At 67.5% G+C, this 19598-nt stretch carries 19 protein-coding genes and 1 other RNA gene; 10 read left to right on the top strand and 10 right to left on the bottom strand.

Annotated features, from left to right (window positions below):
* Positions 1 to 64: 64 nt before the first annotated feature.
* On the bottom strand, positions 65 to 625 hold the full coding sequence (locus AC1DZY_RS14485) for a thioesterase family protein (protein WP_476820954.1): 561 nt from the start codon (positions 623 to 625) through the stop codon (positions 65 to 67).
* Positions 626 to 875: 250 nt separating this feature from the next.
* Here AC1DZY_RS14485 and AC1DZY_RS14480 point away from each other — a divergent pair, with 250 nt between their 5' ends.
* Together AC1DZY_RS14480 and AC1DZY_RS14475 are read left to right on the top strand one after the other, a co-directional pair.
* Entirely contained in the window at positions 876 to 2315 is a 1440-nt protein-coding gene (locus AC1DZY_RS14480) for an FAD-binding oxidoreductase (RefSeq protein ID WP_476820823.1), read from the top strand.
* A 107-nt stretch (positions 2316 to 2422) separates the two neighbouring features.
* A complete protein-coding gene (locus AC1DZY_RS14475) occupies positions 2423 to 6076 on the top strand; it encodes an AsmA family protein (protein WP_476820822.1) in 3654 nt (1217 codons plus the stop codon).
* A gap of 236 nt (positions 6077 to 6312) precedes the next feature.
* Here AC1DZY_RS14475 and AC1DZY_RS14470 read toward each other — a convergent pair whose 3' ends face one another.
* The 7 genes from AC1DZY_RS14470 to AC1DZY_RS14440 all read right to left on the bottom strand — a co-directional run bounded on the left by AC1DZY_RS14470 (position 6313) and on the right by AC1DZY_RS14440 (position 10006).
* The gene (locus AC1DZY_RS14470; protein ID WP_476820821.1) at positions 6313 to 6561 is read right to left on the bottom strand and encodes a ribbon-helix-helix domain-containing protein; all 249 of its coding nucleotides are present in this window, start codon (positions 6559 to 6561) and stop codon (positions 6313 to 6315) included.
* Positions 6558 to 6758, bottom strand: coding sequence for a DUF4169 family protein (locus AC1DZY_RS14465; RefSeq protein WP_476820820.1), 201 nt, complete (start codon positions 6756 to 6758; stop codon positions 6558 to 6560). Before AC1DZY_RS14465 ends, AC1DZY_RS14470 begins: the two co-directional genes overlap by 4 nt.
* 12 nt (positions 6759 to 6770) lie before the next feature.
* Positions 6771 to 8165, bottom strand: coding sequence for a class II fumarate hydratase (gene fumC / locus AC1DZY_RS14460; protein ID WP_476820819.1), 1395 nt, complete (start codon positions 8163 to 8165; stop codon positions 6771 to 6773).
* Positions 8166 to 8175: 10 nt separating this feature from the next.
* A complete protein-coding gene (locus AC1DZY_RS14455; RefSeq protein ID WP_476820818.1) occupies positions 8176 to 8814 on the bottom strand; it encodes an SspB family protein in 639 nt (212 codons plus the stop codon).
* Positions 8815 to 8880: 66 nt separating this feature from the next.
* Positions 8881 to 9289: a transfer-messenger RNA gene (ssrA, locus tag AC1DZY_RS14450) on the bottom strand.
* A gap of 36 nt (positions 9290 to 9325) precedes the next feature.
* The gene (locus AC1DZY_RS14445; protein WP_476820817.1) at positions 9326 to 9592 is read right to left on the bottom strand and encodes a hypothetical protein; all 267 of its coding nucleotides are present in this window, start codon (positions 9590 to 9592) and stop codon (positions 9326 to 9328) included.
* A 117-nt stretch (positions 9593 to 9709) separates the two neighbouring features.
* Positions 9710 to 10006 (bottom strand): PepSY domain-containing protein, encoded by a 297-nt coding sequence (locus AC1DZY_RS14440; RefSeq protein WP_476820816.1) that lies wholly within the window; start codon positions 10004 to 10006, stop codon positions 9710 to 9712.
* Between the two features lie 180 nt (positions 10007 to 10186).
* On the opposite strand from AC1DZY_RS14440, the gene AC1DZY_RS14435 reads away from it, so the two are divergent.
* From AC1DZY_RS14435 to AC1DZY_RS14405, 7 genes are all read left to right on the top strand, one after another.
* Entirely contained in the window at positions 10187 to 10981 is a 795-nt protein-coding gene (locus AC1DZY_RS14435) for a thymidylate synthase (protein WP_476820815.1), read from the top strand.
* Positions 10978 to 11460, top strand: coding sequence for an N-acetyltransferase family protein (locus tag AC1DZY_RS14430; protein ID WP_476820814.1), 483 nt, complete (start codon positions 10978 to 10980; stop codon positions 11458 to 11460). Before AC1DZY_RS14435 ends, AC1DZY_RS14430 begins: the two co-directional genes overlap by 4 nt.
* Positions 11403 to 11981 (top strand): dihydrofolate reductase, encoded by a 579-nt coding sequence (locus AC1DZY_RS14425; protein WP_476820813.1) that lies wholly within the window; start codon positions 11403 to 11405, stop codon positions 11979 to 11981. Before AC1DZY_RS14430 ends, AC1DZY_RS14425 begins: the two co-directional genes overlap by 58 nt.
* Positions 11982 to 12149: 168 nt before the next feature.
* Positions 12150 to 13316, top strand: a complete 1167-nt coding sequence (gene hflK, locus AC1DZY_RS14420) for an FtsH protease activity modulator HflK (protein WP_476820812.1) — start codon at positions 12150 to 12152, stop codon at positions 13314 to 13316.
* Positions 13313 to 14233, top strand: a complete 921-nt coding sequence (gene hflC / locus AC1DZY_RS14415) for a protease modulator HflC (protein WP_476820811.1) — start codon at positions 13313 to 13315, stop codon at positions 14231 to 14233. Before hflK ends, hflC begins: the two co-directional genes overlap by 4 nt.
* A 22-nt stretch (positions 14234 to 14255) precedes the next feature.
* A complete protein-coding gene (locus tag AC1DZY_RS14410; RefSeq protein WP_476820810.1) occupies positions 14256 to 14441 on the top strand; it encodes a DUF2065 domain-containing protein in 186 nt (61 codons plus the stop codon).
* A gap of 278 nt (positions 14442 to 14719) precedes the next feature.
* Complete coding sequence (locus AC1DZY_RS14405; protein WP_476820809.1) at positions 14720 to 16249, top strand: Do family serine endopeptidase; 1530 nt, start codon at positions 14720 to 14722, stop codon at positions 16247 to 16249.
* Between the two features lie 57 nt (positions 16250 to 16306).
* Here the strand turns inward: AC1DZY_RS14405 and serB are convergent, their stop codons facing one another.
* Positions 16307 to 17194 carry a phosphoserine phosphatase SerB gene (gene serB / locus AC1DZY_RS14400; protein WP_476820808.1) on the bottom strand — a complete coding sequence of 296 codons (888 nt, stop codon included), beginning with the start codon at positions 17192 to 17194 and terminating at the stop codon, positions 16307 to 16309.
* Between serB and miaA the strand changes: the two genes are divergently transcribed.
* On the top strand, positions 17188 to 18141 hold the full coding sequence (gene miaA, locus AC1DZY_RS14395; RefSeq protein WP_476820807.1) for a tRNA (adenosine(37)-N6)-dimethylallyltransferase MiaA: 954 nt from the start codon (positions 17188 to 17190) through the stop codon (positions 18139 to 18141). The two genes, serB and miaA, sit on opposite strands and share 7 nt — an antisense overlap.
* Here miaA and AC1DZY_RS14390 read toward each other — a convergent pair.
* Entirely contained in the window at positions 18138 to 19598 is a 1461-nt protein-coding gene (locus AC1DZY_RS14390) for a GGDEF domain-containing protein (RefSeq protein WP_476820806.1), read from the bottom strand. The two genes, miaA and AC1DZY_RS14390, sit on opposite strands and share 4 nt — an antisense overlap.

Genomic DNA, 19598 nt, shown 5'->3' with positions numbered 1-19598 from the left:
CTGAAGTCGATCGGATGCAACTAGGGTCTCGCGAGCCGTTTAGGTAGGGGCGAGCGCTTCGGGCTCAGTGCCGCGTTTCGGTCTCGCGTTCGCCGGTCATGCCCTCGACCGTGATCGCGGTCTTGCGGGGCATGCCGATGATCCGGCCGATCGTGGCCGGCAGCGGCATCATGCTGTGGGCGGCCTTCATCAGCGCGAGGTTCGCCAGGATATCGGCCGGGAACGGCTCGACCTTGCGGCTGACCATATCGACATGCAGCGACAGGTTCTCGCTGGTCGCGGCGAGCCAGCCTTCGGTGGCGTGGCGCATTTCGAGATAGTAGTGCAGCCGCTTGTCGTCGAAGGCGACAAGTTGCGCGGTGACCCGTACGGTATCGCCCGGCGTCAGTTCGCGCTTGTAGAGGATGTGGCACTCGGCAGCGAAGAAGGAGGCGTGGCGGGTCTCGACATACTCCTGGTTCAGACCCACCAGCGAAAACACCTCATCGACCGCCCGGTCGAACAGCACATGGTAATAGGCCATGTTCAGGTGGCCGTTATAATCGATCCATTGAGGCTCGACGTGCATAGCCGACGAGACGAAGGGTGCGAAGAACAGCGCCGGAGCGCGGATATCGTCTTTCATGGCCGCCTCCTCATATCGCGTGCCGGCCCAGGCGCGGGCTCGCAGATTGGTGATGCCACCGATGCGCGCCATGATCGCCGCGGCCGCGCATTCCCTGCCTGCATGGTCTACCCTGCGTCGATAATGCTTGCCGCCGCCCGTGACAGGCAGGACAACGAAAAACAGAAACGCAAACCCGCGTCAGCCAGTGGCTACGCGTTGTTGCGAGATCATCGATTTACAAGTTAAGCGCCAAAACCGGATCATGACAATGAGCTTGCCCTTCGCCGCACTTCATGACGCCCCTGCTTCCGTCGCAACCCTGCCGCCTTCTCCCGACGCGGTCCTGGCGGTGACGCGCGCGCTGGCTGCTTCGTTCGGCAACCGGCTGGTCACCAGCCTAGCGGTGCGCCAGCAGCATGGCCACACCCTGACCTGGATCCCGAACATGCCGCCTGACGCGGTCGTCTTCCCGCAGAACACGCAGGAAGTCTCGGAGATCGTGAAGCTTTGCGGCGCCCACGGCGTGCCGATCATCGCATTTGGCACCGGCACGTCGCTGGAGGGCCATGTCAACGCCGTCTTCGGCGGCGTCTGCATCGATATGAGCATGATGAAACGTGTCGTCGCGGTGCATGCCGAGGATCTCGACTGCACGGTCGAGGCCGGCGTCACCCGCAAGGAACTCAACGAGCATCTGCGCGACCAGGGCCTGATGTTCCCGATCGACCCCGGCGCCGACGCCTCGATCGGCGGCATGGCGGCGACGCGGGCCTCGGGCACCAATGCGGTGCGCTATGGCACGATGAAGGACAACGTGCTGGCGCTGACCGCCGTGATGGCCGACGGCTCGATCGTCAAGACGTCCACCCGGGCGCGCAAGACCTCGGCCGGTTACGATCTGACGCGGCTTCTGGTCGGCTCCGAGGGCACGCTCGGCGTCATCACCGAGATCACGCTCAAGCTGCACGGTATCCCCGAGGCGATCTCGGCCGGCGTGTGCGCGTTCCCGTCCGTCAAGGCGGCCTGCGACACTGCGATCGCGACCATCCAGACCGGCCTGCCGGTGGCGCGCATCGAGTTGATGGACGACGTCATGATCCGCGGCGTCAACCTGCACTCCAAGCTCGGGCTGCCGGAGACCACGATGCTTTTCGTCGAGTTCCACGGCTCCGAGGCCGGCGTGAAGGAGCAGGCCGAACGCTTCGGCGAGATCGCAGCCGAATATGGCGGCGGTCCCTTCGACTGGGCGACCAGGGCCGAGGACCGGACAAAACTCTGGCAGGCGCGCCATGATGCCTATTGGGCGGCCAAGGCTCTGCGTCCGGGCTTCGATTCCGTCGCGACGGATGTCTGCGTGCCGATCTCGCAGCTCGCCGAATGCGTCGAGGAGACCAAGCGCGACATCGAGGCGAGCGGTCTGATCGCGCCGATCGCGGGCCATGTCGGCGACGGCAATTTCCACACCCAGCCGATCGTCGACCTCGCTGACCCAGACGAGGTCGAGCGCTGCCAGGCCTTCATCGATCGGCTGGTCAAGCGGGCGCTGGCCATGGGCGGCACCTGCACCGGCGAGCACGGTCTCGGCCAGAAGAAGGGCAAATATCTCGAAGCCGAGCACGGTGCGCCGGCCGTCGCGGTGATGCGGCTGCTGAAGCGCTCGCTCGACCCGCGGAACATCCTCAATCCTGGCAAGATCTTTGTTTCGTGACCGGCGTGGCGGCAAAGTGCGGGCCGCATTCTTGAAATGTCGTGATCTTGCCGCGACTTGACGGCATGATCCGGTATGATCCGCGATGTTGAGGAACAAGCCAGCCAGTGCGTGAAAGCCTGACAGTCCTGGCCGGCCTGCTCGTGCTGAGCCTGCTGGCTGCCCTGATCGGGCCTGGCTTCGTCGACTGGCGAGGTTTTCGTCCGCAGATCGAAGCACGGCTGACGACAGTGCTCGGCGTCGAGACCCAGGTCGCCGGCGGCATCGGCTTGCGCCTGCTGCCGTCGCCGCGTCTGGCGCTGGCCAATGTCCGCATCGGCGGGGCAGGCGACGCCGAAAGCTCGGTCGCGATCGAACAGCTCAATGTCGAACTGGCGCTCTCGGCGCTGGCGCGCGGCGAGTTCCGCTTTTCCCATGCCGAGGCCGAGGGTGCGACCCTGACGGCCGTGCTCGACGAGACGGGCGCGGTGAAGCTCCCCGCCCGGACGGGAACGGGCCTGCCGGCGCAAACCAGCCTCGACAAGCTTACCCTGCGCCGCTCGGCCCTGGTCTTGCGCGAGCCCGGCAAGGACGCGGTGACGGTCGCGCCGATCGCCGCGGAGCTTTCGGCCGTCAGCCTCGCCGGGCCATGGCGGGCCGAGGGCGAGGTGGCCGGCGCGTCGATGCGGCTGTCGACCGGCGCGCTGGAACCCGACGGCAAGCTGCGCGCCAAGGGCTCGATCACGGGTGAGACGATTCAGGTCGGTTTCGACGGCTCGTTTCTGCTGCCTGAGACCAAGGCTGGCGTCGGGCTCGGGTTGGACGGCGCGTTCACGCTGTCGCCGGGTGGCGCGATCAGTCTTGCCGGGCGGGTCAGCGGCGGCGCGCGACAGTTCGACCTCACCGGCCTCACCCTCGACATCGGCGGCGGCGCGGCCAAGCTGGAAGGCGAAGGCCAGTTCATGCCGGCGGTCGGGACGGGGTCTCTCGCCTTGCGTGCGCGCCGGCTCGATGCCGACGTCTTGGCCGGTGCGCTGGGCGAGCGGGCAGGCTTCGAGCGGGCGCTGACGGCCTTGCCCGGCGCCTTCGAGATCAGCCTCGATCTCGATCAGGTGATCTGGCGCGGCGAGGACTTTTCCGCCTTTGCCATGCGTGGCCGGCTCGACGACAACGGCTTGAGCGGCGCTGCCGCCTCGATGCGGGTCGCCGGCGCGCTGATCGGGGTCACGGGCGCGGCCGACGACAAGGGGCTGGCTGGCCGCCTCAACCTGAAGGCCGAGGATTCGCGCCGCGTCGCGCTGGTGCTGGCGCGCGCCGGACTCGATCCCGCGCTGGCCGATCTTGTCGCCAGCTTGGGTCAGATCGACGCCGAGGCCGTCGGCGCATGGGATGGCGGGCGCATCGGTTTCGAGCGGCTGCTGTTGACGGGCTCCTCGGGCATCCGGCTGGAGGGCTCCGGCGACATGGTGCCGGAGCGGATCGCGGCGAAGCTGACGCTGAACGGGCTCGACCTCAATACGCTACCTCCGGCCGAGAGCCTGGCGGGCCTCGTCGGGGGGCGCAATCTGGCGCTCGATCTGTCGCTGACCAATGCGCGTTTTCGCAATGCGCCGCGCGGTTCGGCGAGTCTCGATTTGCGCCGCGACGGCACGATCTGGCGGCTTAACCGGCTCGCCATCGACGGTTTCGGTGGCGTTTCCGTGACCGGGACGGGCGCGCTGCTGGCGGAAGGCGGCGAGATTTCGGGCCGCATCCGGGCGCCGCGCTTCGAGACGCTGGTGGCGCTGGCGGGGCCGGTCCTGCCCGAGACTCTCCGGCAGGCGCTGGCGCGCGTCGGCGATGGGCTGTCGCGGCTGGACACGAATTACCGCCTGACGCGAGCGCCCTCGGCCGAGACGGCCGTCGTGGTCGAGGGGACGGCGCAAGCCGGAAAGCTCGCGCTCGACGGGCGCATCGACCGGGACGGCGTCTGGAGCGACGCTACCCTGCGCTTCGATCTCGCCGAGCGCCGTCAGGTCTTTGCGGCTCTGGGCCTGCCGCAGCCGCAGCTCGGCGGAGCGGGCCGGCTGTTGCTCGAGCGCGGACCCGGGCGGCTGGCCGCCTCGCTTGCCGGTCCGGGGCTGTCGCTGGTGCTGGAAGGCGACGGCGTCGCCCCGTCGCGGCTGACGATGCTGGCGGACCGGCCGGGACAGATCCTGCCGGAAGGGCCCGCGCGGCTGCTGCCGGACGGGCTCTTCGACGCCAACAGCCGGATCGGCTTCACCACCGAGGCGATCGCGCTCGACGATCTCGTCGCCAATCTCGGCGGCGCGAGTGCACGCGGCTCGCTCGTGCTGGCGCGGGAGGGCGGGCTGTCGGGGCGGCTGTCGCTGCCCGGCGTCGACCTTCGCAATGTGCTCGGCGGAGCGCTGGGCGCGGGGCCGGCGACGCCGGGCGCGGCGTGGTCGGCGGCGCGTTTTGGACCGGCCGTCGGGCTTGGCGACGTCAAGCTCGCAATCGAAACGGGCGGGCTGACGATCGCTGACGGGTTTTTGCTGCGCGATGCGCGTTTCACGCTCCAGGCCGATCGCGATGGCGCGGGCCTCGAGGATGTGGCCGGCGCCTATGGCGGCGGGCAGGTCGCCGGGCGGCTGTCGATGCGACGCGAGGGCGGGTTGGCGCAATTGTCGGGCCGCATGCAGTGGACCGGGCTGGATCTGACGGCGCTGACCAAGGGCAGCCTGACCGGCAAGGTCTCCGGACGGATCGAGGCTGGCGGCTCTGGCGAGAGCCCGGCCCGGCTGATCGCCGGACTCGGCGGCGCCGGCACGCTCGACCTGACCGGCGCGAGCCTCGCGCGATTCGATCCGGCCGCCTATTCGCGCGTGATCGCCGCCACCGGAGAGGATGCCTCCGAGAGCGAGACGGAGCGGCTGCAGGGGCGGCTCGGCGAGGCGCTCGACAAGGCCGCCTGGGCGCTGGGCGATGTCGCCGTGCCGTTCACGCTGGCGGGCGGGCTGGCGCGACTGCAACCCTTCGGCTTCGAGCGCAACGGCTTGCGCGCCGAGGCGAGCGGACTGGTCGATCTGCGCGCGCTCAGCGCCGATGTCAGGCTCTCGCTGCGTCCGCTGGGACGCCTGCCCAAGGACTGGCCGGGCGACGCGCCGCAAATCGGCGTCGCCTGGCGTGGGCCGCTATCGGGTCTCCAGCGCGAAACCGATGTCGGGGCGCTCTCGAACGCGGTGGCGGCCCGGTCGCTGGCGCGCGAGATCGAGCGCGTCGAGGCTTTCGAGGCCGATGCGCGCGAGCGGGCCGCCAATTCGCGCCGGCTGCGGGCCGAGCGCGAGACGCGCGAGAACGAGCGCAAGCTGGCCGAATTCGTCAAGGCGGAGGAGGAACGCCGGATCGCCGAGGAGAAGCGGGCGGAGGAGGCGCGACGCGTCGAGGAGGCGCGCCGGCTGACGGAAGAGAAGCGTGCCGAGGAACAGCGGCGCGTCGAGGAGGCCCGCCGCGCCGTTGAGGAACGGCGCATCGAGGAGGCCAGGCGGATCGAGGAGTTGCGTCAGGAGCAGGAGGCGCGTCGCCGTGCAGAGGCCGAGGAGCGGGCGCGCGCCCGGGCCGCAGCCCAGCAGCAACTCGCGCCGCAGCCGGGCGCGCTGATCCTTCAGGGCGCGCCGCGAACAGGCCTGCCGGATCAGGTTCCGCAGTCAGCGACGCCGGGCGGCGAGGCTCCGGCGCTGGCGCCGCCGGTCGAGATCGAATCCGTGCCGCGCCCGTTGTCGCGCAGCGTCCAGCCGAATTGATTCAAGTTCCTGCCGGCTTGATTCAACGGGCTGTGGAGATGCTTCAATCGCGGCTCTCAAAACTCTGAATAGATTGACTTATCGTGTTTTCTTTCAACTCGCACCGACGCGGTCATCCCGGGCGTAGCGAAGCGGAGACCCGGGATCCATTCCTGAACCTCTCCAGCAGAAGGTTCAGGAATGGATCCCGGATCGGCGCCGCTGCGCGGCTTGTCCGGGATGACTCTCACGGGGATTCAGGCAGAGCGAGAGATGTCCGGGCGCTTCTCAGTCGCCAGCTTCCGGTAATGCGCCAGCGCATACAGGCGCAGAGCCGAAGACAGGTTGTTCGCCCCGCGCCGTGAATCGATCTCGGCGATCAGGCCGGCGAGCTTGCGGTCGTCCTGTGCGGCGATGTCCTTCAGCGCCGTCCAGAACGGCTCCTCCAGCGAGACGCTGGTGCGGTGGCCGGCGATCGAGAGCGAGCGCTTGCGCTCGGCGCTCATCGCCCGCGCCCATCCCCGTCGCCCTTTTCGAGGCGATGGCCGTCCAGCGCGAGGGACGCCTTGTCGCGCTCGGCGTCGGTCAGGCTGCGCTCGGCCTTCGTGCGGCCGAAGCTGATCCGGTTCTGCTGGGCTTGCGCATCCGCATCCTGCCGCGCGCGCTGCTTGCGGGCGCGGCGCAGATTGATGATCTCGGCCATCGCCCGCTTGCCTCAGGCGGGGCCGAGCATCAGCTCGGGCCGCACGGTTGCGTCGAACAATGCGGGCTCGACGCCGGCGCGCAGGGCTTCCTCGCGCAGGGTCGTGCCGTTGTGATGGGCGGCCTTGGCGATCGCGGATGCCTTGTCGTAGCCGATCGACGGGGCAAGCGCCGTCACCAGCATCAGCGAGCGCGAGAGCAGTTCGGCGAGACGATCCTCATTGGGCACGATGCCCTCGACGCAATGCTGGCGGAAGCTGTCGGCGGCGTCGGCCAGCAGCCGGACCGATTGCAGGAAAGCGCTCGCGATCACCGGCTTGAAGACGTTGAGTTCGAAATGGCCCTGGGCGGCGGCGAAGCCGATCGTGGCCTGGTTACCGTGGACCTGGGTGGCCACCATGGTCAGCGCCTCGGCCTGCGTCGGATTGACCTTGCCGGGCATGATCGAGGAGCCCGGCTCGTTCTCGGGCAGGCCGATTTCGCCGAGACCAGAGCGCGGCCCCGAGCCCATCAGGCGGATGTCGCTGGCGATCTTGAACAGGTCCGACGCCAGCGCCGCCAGCGCGCCATGGGCGGCCGCGAGCGCACCATGACTGGCGAGCGCCTCGAACTTGTTGTCGGCGGTGCGGAAGGGGAGGCCGGTCAGGCTCGTCACTTCGGCTGCGAACAGAACCGCGAAATCGGGATGGGTGTTGAGGCCGGTGCCGACCGCCGTGCCGCCCTGGGCGAGCGCGCAGAGGCCGCCGAGCATCGCCTCGATGCGGCCGATGCCGAGCTGGAGCTGCGCGACATAGCCGGAAAACTCCTGGCCGAGCGTGACCGGCGTCGCATCCTGCAAATGAGTGCGGCCGATCTTGACGAGTTTCGCGAAGCTGCCCGCCTTGTCGTTCAGCGCCGCTTCCAGCCCGCGCAAATTGGGCAGCAGCAGGCGCGAGATTTCCAGCACGGCTGCGATATGCATCGCGGTCGGGAAGCAGTCGTTCGAGGACTGGCCGCGATTGACGTGGTCGTTGGGGTGGACCGGGCTCTTCGCGCCGAGGCCGACGCCGAGCAACTCGTTGGCGCGATTCGCCAGCACCTCGTTGACGTTCATATTGGTCTGGGTACCAGAACCGGTCTGCCAGACGACGAGCGGGAAATGCCCGTCGAACTTGCCCGACAGCGCCTCGTCGGCGGCCTGCGCGATGGCGTCTGCGATGCGCGGTTCGACGAGGTCGAGACCCGCATTGACGCGGGCGGCGGCCTTCTTGACCAGCACCAGCGCATGGATCAGCGGCAGCGGCATGCGCTCGCGTTCACCGCCGATGCGAAAATTCTCGAGCGAACGCTGGGTCTGCGCGCCCCAGTAGCGATCGGCGGGTACGGCAATCTGCCCGAAGGAATCGGTTTCGGTGCGCGTCGCGGTCATGATGTCGCCGTCAGGTCTTCTTGCGGAAAGCGTCGAGGCTGACGACCTGGGCGCTGCCGCCATCCTCAGCCTCGCCCGTTTCACCAGTCTTCGGGGCGTTCTTGCCGGCAGCCTTGGCGGCGGGCTCGGCTTCGTTTTCCTGCGGCTTCAGCTTGAGGGCAGGCACGCCGGCCGGGGTCACCTTGGCCGGCAGCGTGGCGACGGGGGCAGCCACCGCCGGTTCGGAGCCCGCGCCCCGCGGAGCCTTGCCGCCGGCGGGTACGGGTTCGGCCGCGACCGCGTTGTCGAGCGCCTCCTGCGTCTCGAATTTCAGGCCGAACTGCACGGACGGGTCGAAGAAGGTCGTAATCGAATCGAACGGCACCAGCAGCCGCTCCGGCACGCCCGAAAAGGACAGGCCGACCTCGAAAGAATGGTCGCTGACGTTCAGATCCCAGAACTGGTGCTGGAGGACGACCGTCATTTCCTCGGGATGCTTTTCACGCAGCCGCTGGGACAGGCGCACGCCGGGCGCGGTGGTGCGGAAGGTGACGTAGAAATGATGGTCGCCGGGCAGGCCGTCGCGGCCCGCATCGCTGAGAATCTTGCGCACGACGCCCTTGAGTGCCTCCTGCACCATGAGATCGTAGCGAAGAATGTCCTTGGCCATCGTGTCGTGGATCCGATTCCGCTTGTCTTGTATTTCGCGGGAACAGCCGGCAGGCCCGCATAAAAAAGTGGAGGCTTCTGTTGCCAGGCGCCTCCGGGCCCCGCCTTACGTCGCTAAACGGAAGGACTTAGGTTTGGGAACCAGCACCGCTTACGCGGCGACAGCGACCCGAGCATTGTTGTCATTGGCAACTATGCGTTAGCCCTATAACGGCGGAACCATACCGAGCAAAAGAACGGCCTTTACACCCTCGTCGATCCTATTTCGCCCCCGCCGCAGCCCTGCCTGAGCGGCCGGGCCAGCCCGCGATCCAAGAGGCGCGAGCCGCCCCAAAGCTTGCGCCGCAGGGCTGTGGTGGAGGCGCCGGGTACCGCCCCCGGGTCCGAAAAGCTTATTTCGACGCTCGTTTATCGCCATAGCCGCTCTTGCGAGTGGCGAAGCGAATATAGGGCCTGCCGCGTCGCGGGGAAAGGCGTAAGCGCGAGATTGCCGAGGATTTCGGTGAAACGGCTCAGCGCTGGATGCTGCCGTCGCGGCTGTCGATGTCCAGGATCAGCTCGTCGCCCGCGCGATCGCGCCCGGCGATCTCCCAGAAATGGCCATTCCGGCTGATCTCCTCGACGATATCCATGCCACGACTCCAGGCGATTTCGCGCGCCAGACTTTGGCTGATCGCCGGCTGTGGCAACGGCAGAGCCGCAACCGTGGCCCCATCATTGAGTTGTGCGCTGATCAGGACGATCAGGCCAAAAGCGGCCGTTGCGGGCAAGGTGAGCATGATGGCTCCATCCATGGGCGATGGGGAGCGGCGAGATAGGACAAGGATTCAGGCAGCAGAATGGTGAGGACGCTCACATTGCGTCGCGCGGGATTCACCAAGCCGTGAGCGCACGGATCAAGGCGTCAGGGATGCCGATGCGGGTCGTTCGCGCTCGACACGCAGGATTTTTCCATCGGTCGCCCGAAGATCGATCTCGATCTCCGCTCCGGCGACGTCGCGGCCGTCGATCAGCCAGATGCCGCTATCGAGCGAGATATCCTCGATGCGCACCACGCCATGATCGGTCGCGATCCGGCGGGCGTCGTCGCGTGAAACGACAGGTTCGCTCGGCTGCGGAGCGATGCTCTGGCCGATTCCGGGGGCGGCGGCGAGCAAGAGCGTCGTGGTGAGGGCAATCAGTGTCGGGCGCATGGGAGACGGCTCCTTGTTTGCGGACGGCATGATCGGAATCAACCCGGCGCAACCGGTCCGGTTCCCGTGGGGATACCAGAGGGCGCCGGGGGCTCGTCAGAAAACCGGGGACTGAGCTGCACTCCCGACAGCATCGCGCCGCGAAATCCGCTAGAACGCTCGACCGGAAACGGATTCGCCATGCGCCAGTATCACGAGCTTCTCGACCGCGTTCTGACCGAGGGCGTCCGCAAGGACGATCGCACCGGCACGGGCACGATCGCCGTCTTCGGCCACCAGATGCGCTTCGATCTTGCGGAGGGTTTTCCGCTGGTCACGACCAAGAAGCTGCATCTGAAGTCGATCATCCACGAGTTGATCTGGTTCCTGCGCGGCGACACCAATGTGCGCTATCTGCGGGAGAACGGCGTTACGATCTGGGACGAATGGGCCGATGCCAATGGCGACCTCGGTCCGGTCTATGGCCGGCAGTGGCGCTCCTGGCCCGCGCCAGATGGCACGACGATCGACCAGATCGCCTGGCTGGTCAGCGAGATCAGGCGCAATCCGGATTCGCGCCGGCTGATCGTTTCGGCCTGGAACCCGGCCGATATCCCGAAGATGGCGCTCGCGCCCTGCCACTGCCTGTTCCAGTTCTTCGTCGCCAATGGCAAGCTGTCCTGCCAGCTCTACCAGCGCTCGGCCGACGTTTTTCTCGGCGTGCCGTTCAACATCGCAAGCTATGCACTGCTGACGCATATGGTCGCGCAGGTGACGGGGCTCGGCGTCGGCGATTTCGTGCATTCCTTCGGCGACACGCATCTTTATGCAAACCATCTCGACCAGGCGAAGCTGCAGCTGTCGCGGGAATTCCGGCCGCTGCCGAGGCTAACCCTCAACCCGGCCGTGACGAGGCCGGAGGATTTCGTGTTCGAGGACGTGACCATCGAGGGCTACGATCCGCACCCGGCGATCAAGGCGCCGATCGCGATATGAGCCTGAGCATCCGTCCCGCGCGATCCGGCGAGGCCGGCCTCGTCCTGCGCTTCATCAAGGCGCTCGCCGATTACGAGAAGCTCAGCCATGAGGTCGAGGCGAGCGAGGCGGAGATCGACGCCGCGCTGTTTGGCCCCAATCCGCGCGCCTTCTGCGATATCGCCGAATGGGCGGGAGAGACCGTGGGTTTCGCGGTCTGGTACTACACCTATTCGACCTTCAGCGGCCGGCACGGCATCTGGCTCGAGGATCTCTATGTCGAGCCCGGGCAGCGCGGGCGCGGGATCGGCAAGGCGCTGATGGCGGGGCTCGCGCGGCGCTGTGTCGAGGAGGGCCTGCCGCGACTGGCGTGGTGGGTGCTGAACTGGAACGAGCCGTCGCGGGTGTTCTACCGCTCGATCGGTGCGGTGGCGCAGGACGAGTGGACGGTGAAGCGGCTCGACGGCGAGGCGCTGGTCCGGCTCGGGCAGGGAGCCTGAACGGGATGGCGGCGCTGCCCATCGTCATCGTCGCGGCCATCGCCGACAACGGCGTCATTGGTGACGAGAACAAGCTGATCTGGCGTCTGAAAACCGACATGAAGCGGTTCCGTCGGCTGACGATGGGTTGTCCGATCGTGATGGGGCGCAAGACCTTTCTCTCGATCGGAAAACCCCTGCCGGGGCGCGAGACGATCGTGCTGACGCGCGATCCGCAGTTTGCGGCCGAGGGCGTGCGGATCGCGCATTCGCTCGACGCGGCGATCGTGCTGGCCCGGCGTGTGGGTCTCGGGATGGGTGCGCATGCGATCATCATCGGCGGCGGCACCGAGATCTACGCCCAGGCGCTGCCGATCGCCGACCAGCTTGAATTCACCTTCGTACATGCGGAGCCTGCGGGTGATGCTGTCTTTCCGGGCTGGGACCGGATGGTTTTCGAGGAGACTGCGCGCGAAGATCATCCGCGCGGCCCCGACGACGAGCACGCCTTCAGCTTCGCGAGTTTTCGCCGAAGAGTATGACGGCCGCTTCCGTTGACGATGAATCTCGTGTTTCTTTTGAAGAGCTTGCGCCGTTGACGAATCCATGGCCCATGCCCAAGTCAACGCCACAGCCCCGCAGGGGCGCTGACAACTGGCCGGAATTCACTTAATCCGGGCCTGACACGAGCGTAAGGGGACGGCGCAAGTATGCCTTGGAGCAACCAGAGCGGCGGYGGCAACGGGGGTGGACCCTGGGGCAATCGCGGAGGAAGCGGTGGCGGCGGCCCCTGGGGCGGCGGCTCCAATGGCGGCGGCGGCGGAGGCAGCAACACGCCGCCCGATCTCGAGGAAATCCTGCGGCGCAGCCAGGACCGGCTGAAGAACATGATTCCGGGCGGCAATATCGGCGGGCGCGGCATTGCGCTTGGCCTGCTGGCGCTGATCCTGGTCTGGCTCGCGACCGGCGTCTATTTCGTCAATCCCACCCAGGTCGGCCTCAACACCGTGTTCGGCAAATATGTCGGCAAGACCGGCGAAGGCGCGAACTGGAACTGGCCCTATCCGATCGGCGGCGTCATCAAGCCGCAGGTGACCAACGTCGTCACCACTGAGGTCGGCTTCCGGACCGTCGAATCCGTGCGCGCTTCGCGCCAGTCCGACGTGATCGAGGAAAGCCTGATGCTGACCGGCGACGAGAACATCGTCGACGTCGACGTCATCGTGCAGTGGCAGATCGACCCGGTCGCGCCCGAGAACTACGTCTTCAATATCCAGGATCCGCCGGGCACGGTGAAGGCCGTCGCCGAGAGCGCGATGCGCGAGATCGTCGGCCGCCGCAACATCCAGCCGGTGCTGACGACCGATCGCGGCGCGATCGAGGCCGAGGTGCGCCAGCTCATGCAGGAGACGCTCGACACCTACAAGGCCGGCGTCCAGATCCGCCTCGTGCAGATGCAGAAGGTCGATCCGCCGCAGCAGGTGATCGATTCGTTCCGTGACGTCCAGGCGGCGCGCGCCGACCAGGAGCGCCTGCGCAACGAGGCGCAGACCTACGCCAACCGCGTCGTGCCCGAAGCGCGCGGCCGTTCGGCGCAGCTCGTGCAGTCGGCGGAAGCCTACAAGGACCAGACGGTCGCTGAAGCGCTCGGTCAGGCCAGCCGCTTCAACGCCGTCTACACGCAGTACAAGAATGCGCCGGCGGTGACCCGCGAACGCCTCTTCATCGAGACGATGGAGCGCGTGCTCGGCGGCGCCGACAAGATCATCATCGACCAGCAGAATGGCGGGCAGGGCGTGGTGCCCTATCTGCCGCTGGCCGATCTCCAGCAGAGGCGCGCCGCGCCCGGCGCTCAGCAGGGGGGAGCCCTTCGATGAACGGTTCCGTCCTTCGCCTCGGCGCGCTCGTCGTCGTCGGTCTCCTCGCCATCCTGTTTTATGCCGGCACCTTCGTGGTGCAGCAGACGCAGTCGGCCATCGTCCTGCAGTTTGGCCGCGTGCGTACGGTCGCGACGACGCCGGGGCTCTACTTCAAGCTGCCGGCTCCGTTCGAGACCGTGACCTTCCTCGACAATCGCATCCTCGATCTCGACCTGCCGGCGCAGGAAATCATCGCGTCCGACCAGAAGCGGCTCGTGGTCGACGCCTTCACGCGCTATCGCATCTCCGATCCGCTGAAGTTCTACCAGGCGGTCAACAGCGTTCCGCGCGCCAACTCGCAGCTCGCCTCGATCGTCAACGGCAATGTCCGCAGCGTGCTGGCCGAGGCGAGCTTCACGGCCATGGTCCGGACCGACCGCTCGCGGCTGATGAGCCGCATCCGCGACGACGTGAACCGCGAAGCCGCGCGCTTCGGCATGACCGTGGTCGATGTCCGCCTGCGCCGGGTCGACCTGCCGGCGGCGAACTCGCAGGCCGTGTTCCAGCGGATGCAGACCGAGCGCCAGCGCGAGGCGGCGGAAGCGCGCGCTCTGGGCGCCCAGCAGGCCCAGGAAATCCGGGCACGCGCCGATCGTGAATCGACGATCATCGTCGCCGAGGCGCAGCGCCGCTCCGACGAGGTGCGCGGCGAGGGCGAAGGCGAGCGCAACCGCGTCTTCGCCGAAGCCTTCGGCAAGGATCCGGAGTTCTTCTCGTTCTATCGCTCGATGCAGGCCTATGAGGCCAGCATCAAGCCGGGCGATACGCGGCTGGTGCTGTCGCCGGACACGCCGTTCTTCCGCTTCTTCAACGGGCCAAACGCCCGGCGCGACACGGGCGATACGCCTGCGCCGGCCGCGCCCGCCCGTCCCTGATCCGATAACCCGAGCGCCGCGCATGCTTGATTTCGTCGCGGCGCTCGGGCTGGTTTTCGCCATCGAGGGCATCCTGTTCGCGGCGGTGCCCAACCTCGCCAAGGACGCGTTGCGCAGTGCGGCGGAGACGCCCGTCGACCGGATGCGCCTGATCGGGCTCGGCTCCGCGGTGCTCGGCGTCGTGCTGGTCTGGTTCGCGCGCAGTTAAGCGCAGGCCCGGAGTACCTGCTTGCGATGCGGCCGGCGATGCTCTTCACTTTGACTGCGTCGGCGGCCGCGCTTCGGCTGCGTTCGCCCGGTTCTTGCAAGGCCCGGCGCAACATCTAATCTGGCATCTGCCTTGCGCGAGTCAGTTGCGTTCGCGAGTGCCGGTTGAAGCCGTGATGACGCGATCGTGCGTCGCCCTTCCGCCGCAATTTGAGGTTCAATCTTCAGTAGCGTTTCGCGCCGCCCCGATCGGCCCCGAATTCTTCCACGAGGACACTGATGGCCAAGACGACATTGATGGCACCGACATCCGTTACCGCTTCCCGGATCGTGCGGCTCGCGCTCGCGGCGGGCGTCGCCCTGATCGCTCTGCCCGGGTTCGCGCCTGCTCAGGCGAATTCGCCCGTGCTGACAGGTCAGGTGTCGCTGGCCGATCTCGTCGATCGCGTCATGCCCGCCGTGGTCAATATCTCAGCCGTGACGACGGGCGATACGAAGGGCCGGACGTTGCCTCAGGTGCCGCAGCTTGGGCCCGATACGCCTTTCGGCGATCTGTTCGAGGAGTTCTTCAACCGCCGCGGCCAGGGCCAGCAGGGTCAGCAGGCGCCGAGCCAGCCTCAGCCGCGCCGCTCGCAATCGGCGGGCTCGGGCTTCGTGATCGACGGCTCGGGCATCGTCGTGACCAACAACCACGTCATCGGCGACGCCAACGAGATCACCGTGATCTTCGGCAGCGGCCTGCGCCTCAAGGCCGAGGTCATCGGCAAGGACGCCAAGGTCGATCTCGCCGTTCTCCGGGTGAAGCACGACAAGCCGCTGCCGTCGGTGAAGTTCGGCGATTCCGACGCGATGCGGATCGGCGATCCGGTGATGGCGATCGGCAACCCGTTCGGGCTGGGCGGTTCGGTTTCGTCCGGTATCGTCTCGGCGCGCAACCGCGACATCCAGTCGGGTCCCTATGACAGCTACATCCAGACCGACGCAGCCATCAACAAGGGCAATTCCGGCGGTCCGCTGTTCAACATGGCCGGCGAGGTCATCGGTATCAACACGGCGATCCTGTCGCCGGGCGGCGGCTCGGTCGGCATCGGCTTTGCCGTGCCGTCCTCGCTCGCGGCCAATGTCGTCGAGCAGCTGCGCGATTTCGGCGAGACCCGTCGCGGCTGGCTCGGCGTCCGCATCCAGAGCGTCGACGACGCCACCGCCGAAGCACTCGGCCTGGGCACCGCGCGCGGCGCGCTCGTCGCCGGCATCGACGAGAAGGGCCCCGCCAAGCCGGCCGGCCTCGAGATCGGCGACGTCGTCGTCAAGTTCGACGGCAAGGAGGTCAAGGATTCGCGCGACCTGCCGCGCATCGTCGCCGCGACCCCGGTCGGCAAGGACGTGCCGATCACGGTGATGCGCAAGGGCAAGGAAGAGGTCAAGACCGTCAAGCTCGGCCGCCTCGAGGATGGCGAGAAGGTGCAGCCGGCCTCGGCCCGCACGCCGGTCGAGCCGCCCAAGCCCGCCGTGACCGCCGCGCTCGGCCTCGAATTCTCGCCGCAGACCGAAGAGCTCAGGAAGCGCTATTCGATCAAGGACGGCACCAAGGGTGTCATCATCACCAAGGTCGATCCCAACTCGAATGCCGCCGACAAGCGCATCTCGGTTGGCGAGCTCGTGGTCGAAGTCGGGCAGGAGCCCGTCAACAGCCCCGAGGATGTCACCAAGCGCCTCGACGCCCTTAAAAAAGACGGCAAGAAGTCAGCCTTGCTGCTGGTCTCGAACGCGCAGGGCGAGGTCCGTTTCGTCGCGGTGTCGATGAACTGACGAACCCCTGTCTGGACAAGCTAAAGGGCGGCCCTCGTGGCCGCCCTTTTCGTTGATCTAGCCTCTGACGATCTCGTCGCCCTTGTACCCCTGCGCATAGAGCAGCGCCGTCAGGCCGGCATGGTCGAGCCGGGCATGCGCTGCAGCCGCGACCGCCGGTTTTGCCCGGAACGCGACGCCGAGACCTGCCTCGCCCAGCATGGCGAGGTCGTTGGCGCCGTCGCCGATTGCGAGCGTCTGTTCCGGCGCAAGTCCAAAGCGTTCGCGCAACTCCAGCAGCGCGTCGAGCTTGGCCTGCTTTCCGAGGATGGGGTCGGCGACCTCGCCGGTCAGGACGCCGTCGCGGGCGATCAGCGAATTGGAGCGATCCTCGTCGAAGCCGATGGTGGCGCCGATCGGCCCGGTGAAGACAGTAAAGCCACCCGAGACCAGCGCGGCATAGCCGCCATTGGCCCGCATCGTCGCCACCAGCGCCGTGCCGCCGGGCGTCAGGGTGATGCGCTCGCGAATGATCTCCTCGACGACGGAGAGCTTCACGCCCTGGAGCAACGCGACGCGTTCGCGCAGCGCCGGCTCGAAGGCGATCTCGCCGCGCATGGCGCGCTCGGTGATGCCGGAAACCAGCTCCTTGAGCCCGACATAGGCTGCGAGTTCATCGATGCATTCCTGGCCGATCATGGTCGAATCCATGTCGGCGAGGAACAGCGCCTTGCGCCGGGTCGCCGCCGGCTGGACCACAATGTCGACCGCGACGTCGTCGAGCGCGCGCCGCAGTCCGGCTTCCAGAGCAGGTGCATCTCCGGCCTCGACAAGGATATCGGCGGCGATTTCGCCATCGAGCCTTTCGCTGCGCACAGCGCCGACGGCTTGCGTCAGCCTTGCGAGCAGGGCATCGCTCAGCAGGGCCTGACCATGGGCGGAAACCAGCGTGGCGACGAGTGTCATCGGGACCTGAGGATCGAGGCGGCAAGGCGGCATTCAGGGCGGTGCTCATCGCAGGTCCGACCGCGAGCGGCAAGTCCGCGCTGGCGATGGCGGTCGCGCGGCGTTTCGGCGGGACGGTGGTCAACGCCGATTCGATGCAGGTCTACCGCGACCTGCGGATCATCACCGCGCGCCCCAGCCCGGCGGAGGAGATGGAACTGCCGCATCGGCTCTACGGCCATGTCGACGCCGCGCAGAACCACTCCGCGATGCGGTATGCGGCGGATGTCGCCGGGTTGCTGGCGGAACTCAGCCGCTCGGGTTCGTTGCCGGTGCTGGTCGGCGGCACCGGCCTCTACTTCAAGGCGCTGACAGAGGGCTTTTCCGAGATGCCGGCGGTTCCCGAGCCGGTCCGCGCCGATTTCCGCGCGCGGGTCGCGGGGCTGGAGACGGCTGCGCTGCATGCCGAACTCGCGCAGTGCGACCCGGTCGTGGCCGGACGCCTGCTGCCCAGCGACCGGATGCGGATCATGCGTGCGCTCGAAGTCTTCATCGCGACCGGGCGCTCGCTGTCGAGCTTTCAGGGCGAGCGTCGGCCGGGTCCGCTCGACGGGCTGCCGCTGCTGAAGCTTTTCGTGATGCCCGAGCGCGAGCAGATCCGCGCGCGGATCGACCGTCGCTTCGAGGCGATGATGGGCGAGGGCGCGCTCGACGAGGTCGCCGCCCTGCGCGAGCGCCGGCTCGATCCGCTGCTGCCGGTGATGCGGGCTCACGGCGTGCCCGGTCTGATCGCCCATCTCGACGGCAAACTCGGGCTCGCCGAGGCGGTCTCGCGCGGCCAGGCCGATACGCGCGCCTATGCCAAGCGCCAGGTCACCTGGTTCCGGCATCAGATGGAGGGCTGGCAGGCGGTCGCGCCCGATGCGGCGCTGGCCTCGGCGATGCAGGCGCTGGATCGCGGAATCTAGGCGGCGGCCGCAACGCTGGCTTCGGCCGCGCGAATGCAGTCGCGGCCGTCATGCTTGGCGCAATAGAGCGCCCGGTCGGCGCGTTCGATGAAGGCGGTGAAGCTCTCGCCCAACTTGCGGGTGGCGGTGCCGAAGCTCGCCGAGACCTGAAGGGCCAGGGTTTCGGAGACCGGCAGCTTGCGCAGCGCCAGCGCGTCCTGGATGCGTTGCGCCATGAAGAACGCGACTTCCGGCCCGGCGCCCGGCAGGAAAATCGCGAACTCCTCGCCACCGAAACGGCCGACAAGATCACGCTCGGAACGGACGAGGCCGAGCAGCAGGTCGGCAAAAGCGCGGATCACCGCGTCGCCAGCAGCATGGCCGTGGCCGTCATTGACGCTCTTGAAATGATCGAGATCCACGATGATCAGCGATGTGTCCTCGCCGCTCGCGTCGCAGGCGGCGATCGCCGCATTGGCCTTCTCGACAAAGGAACGCCGGTTCAGCAGCGCCGTCAGAGGGTCGGTCTCGGCGAGGCGTCGCAGTTCCTGCTCGCGCTCCTCGCGCTGTCCGATTTCATGCGAGAGCGCCCGGCGCGTCGCACGCTCGCGGCCGATTTCCAGCGCCAGCGTCGCGGCCCGGCTTTGCAGGGTCTGGTTGGCGACCATCAGCTCGGAAACGTCGGTCATGGTCAGCACGATGCCGTCGCCGAGAGGCGCGATCGCGATCTGCAGCCAGGTGGTTGCGCCGTCATGCTCGAAGGAGGTCTCGAACATGTCGCTGCGGCGCAGTTCGATCGCGTAGAGGCAGCGCCGCCAGATCATCTGATCGGCGAGGAAGGGGAGGCACTCGCGTGTGTCGCGATCATGCAGGTTTTCGTCGCGGCAACCGGCGATCAGGGCGGCGCGACGGTTGGCAGTGATGACGATGGTGCGCTCGATATCGCCTGCGTTGTCGCGCACGGCGCGCAGCGCCACGATACCGGACGGCGAGGTGTCGAGCACTGTTGTGAGGAGCTCTTCGCGAAACTGCAGCGGCCGGCTGAAAACGACGAGAAAGCGGTCGCCGTTCGCGGCGGTCGTCGGCAGGATCAGGCGCTCCCAGAGGCAGACGCGCACTGTCTTGAGCGAACGGTGAACGGTATAGGCGGGCTTGCCGTCGGCCAGCGCCCGATCGTAGCACTCCGCCGTGAAGCGGGCGAGCTGGGGCGTCATCGTCGAGATGCGCTCGCCGAGCCGGCTGCCGCCGATATAGCGGATGATCTCGCGGCCGTAGTGCACATAGGTGTAATCGTCATCGCCGGTCGGCGCGAGGATCATCAGATCCTCTCCGAAGAGCGGCATGACCTCGTCGCAGAACGCTTCGTGCGGCGCGCCGGCCTCGCTCTGGGCATACCGGCCAAAGTGATGCAAAAGCTCAGCGACTTCCGTCGCATGCGCTCGCGCCACGATGTTTTCGGTATGAATTTCCTGGTACAT

The sequence above is a fragment of the Allobosea sp. P2_A10 genome (genome assembly GCF_056405115.1).
Note: the sequence above shows the minus strand (reverse complement) of the source record. Positions and strands in the feature narration are given on the sequence as shown.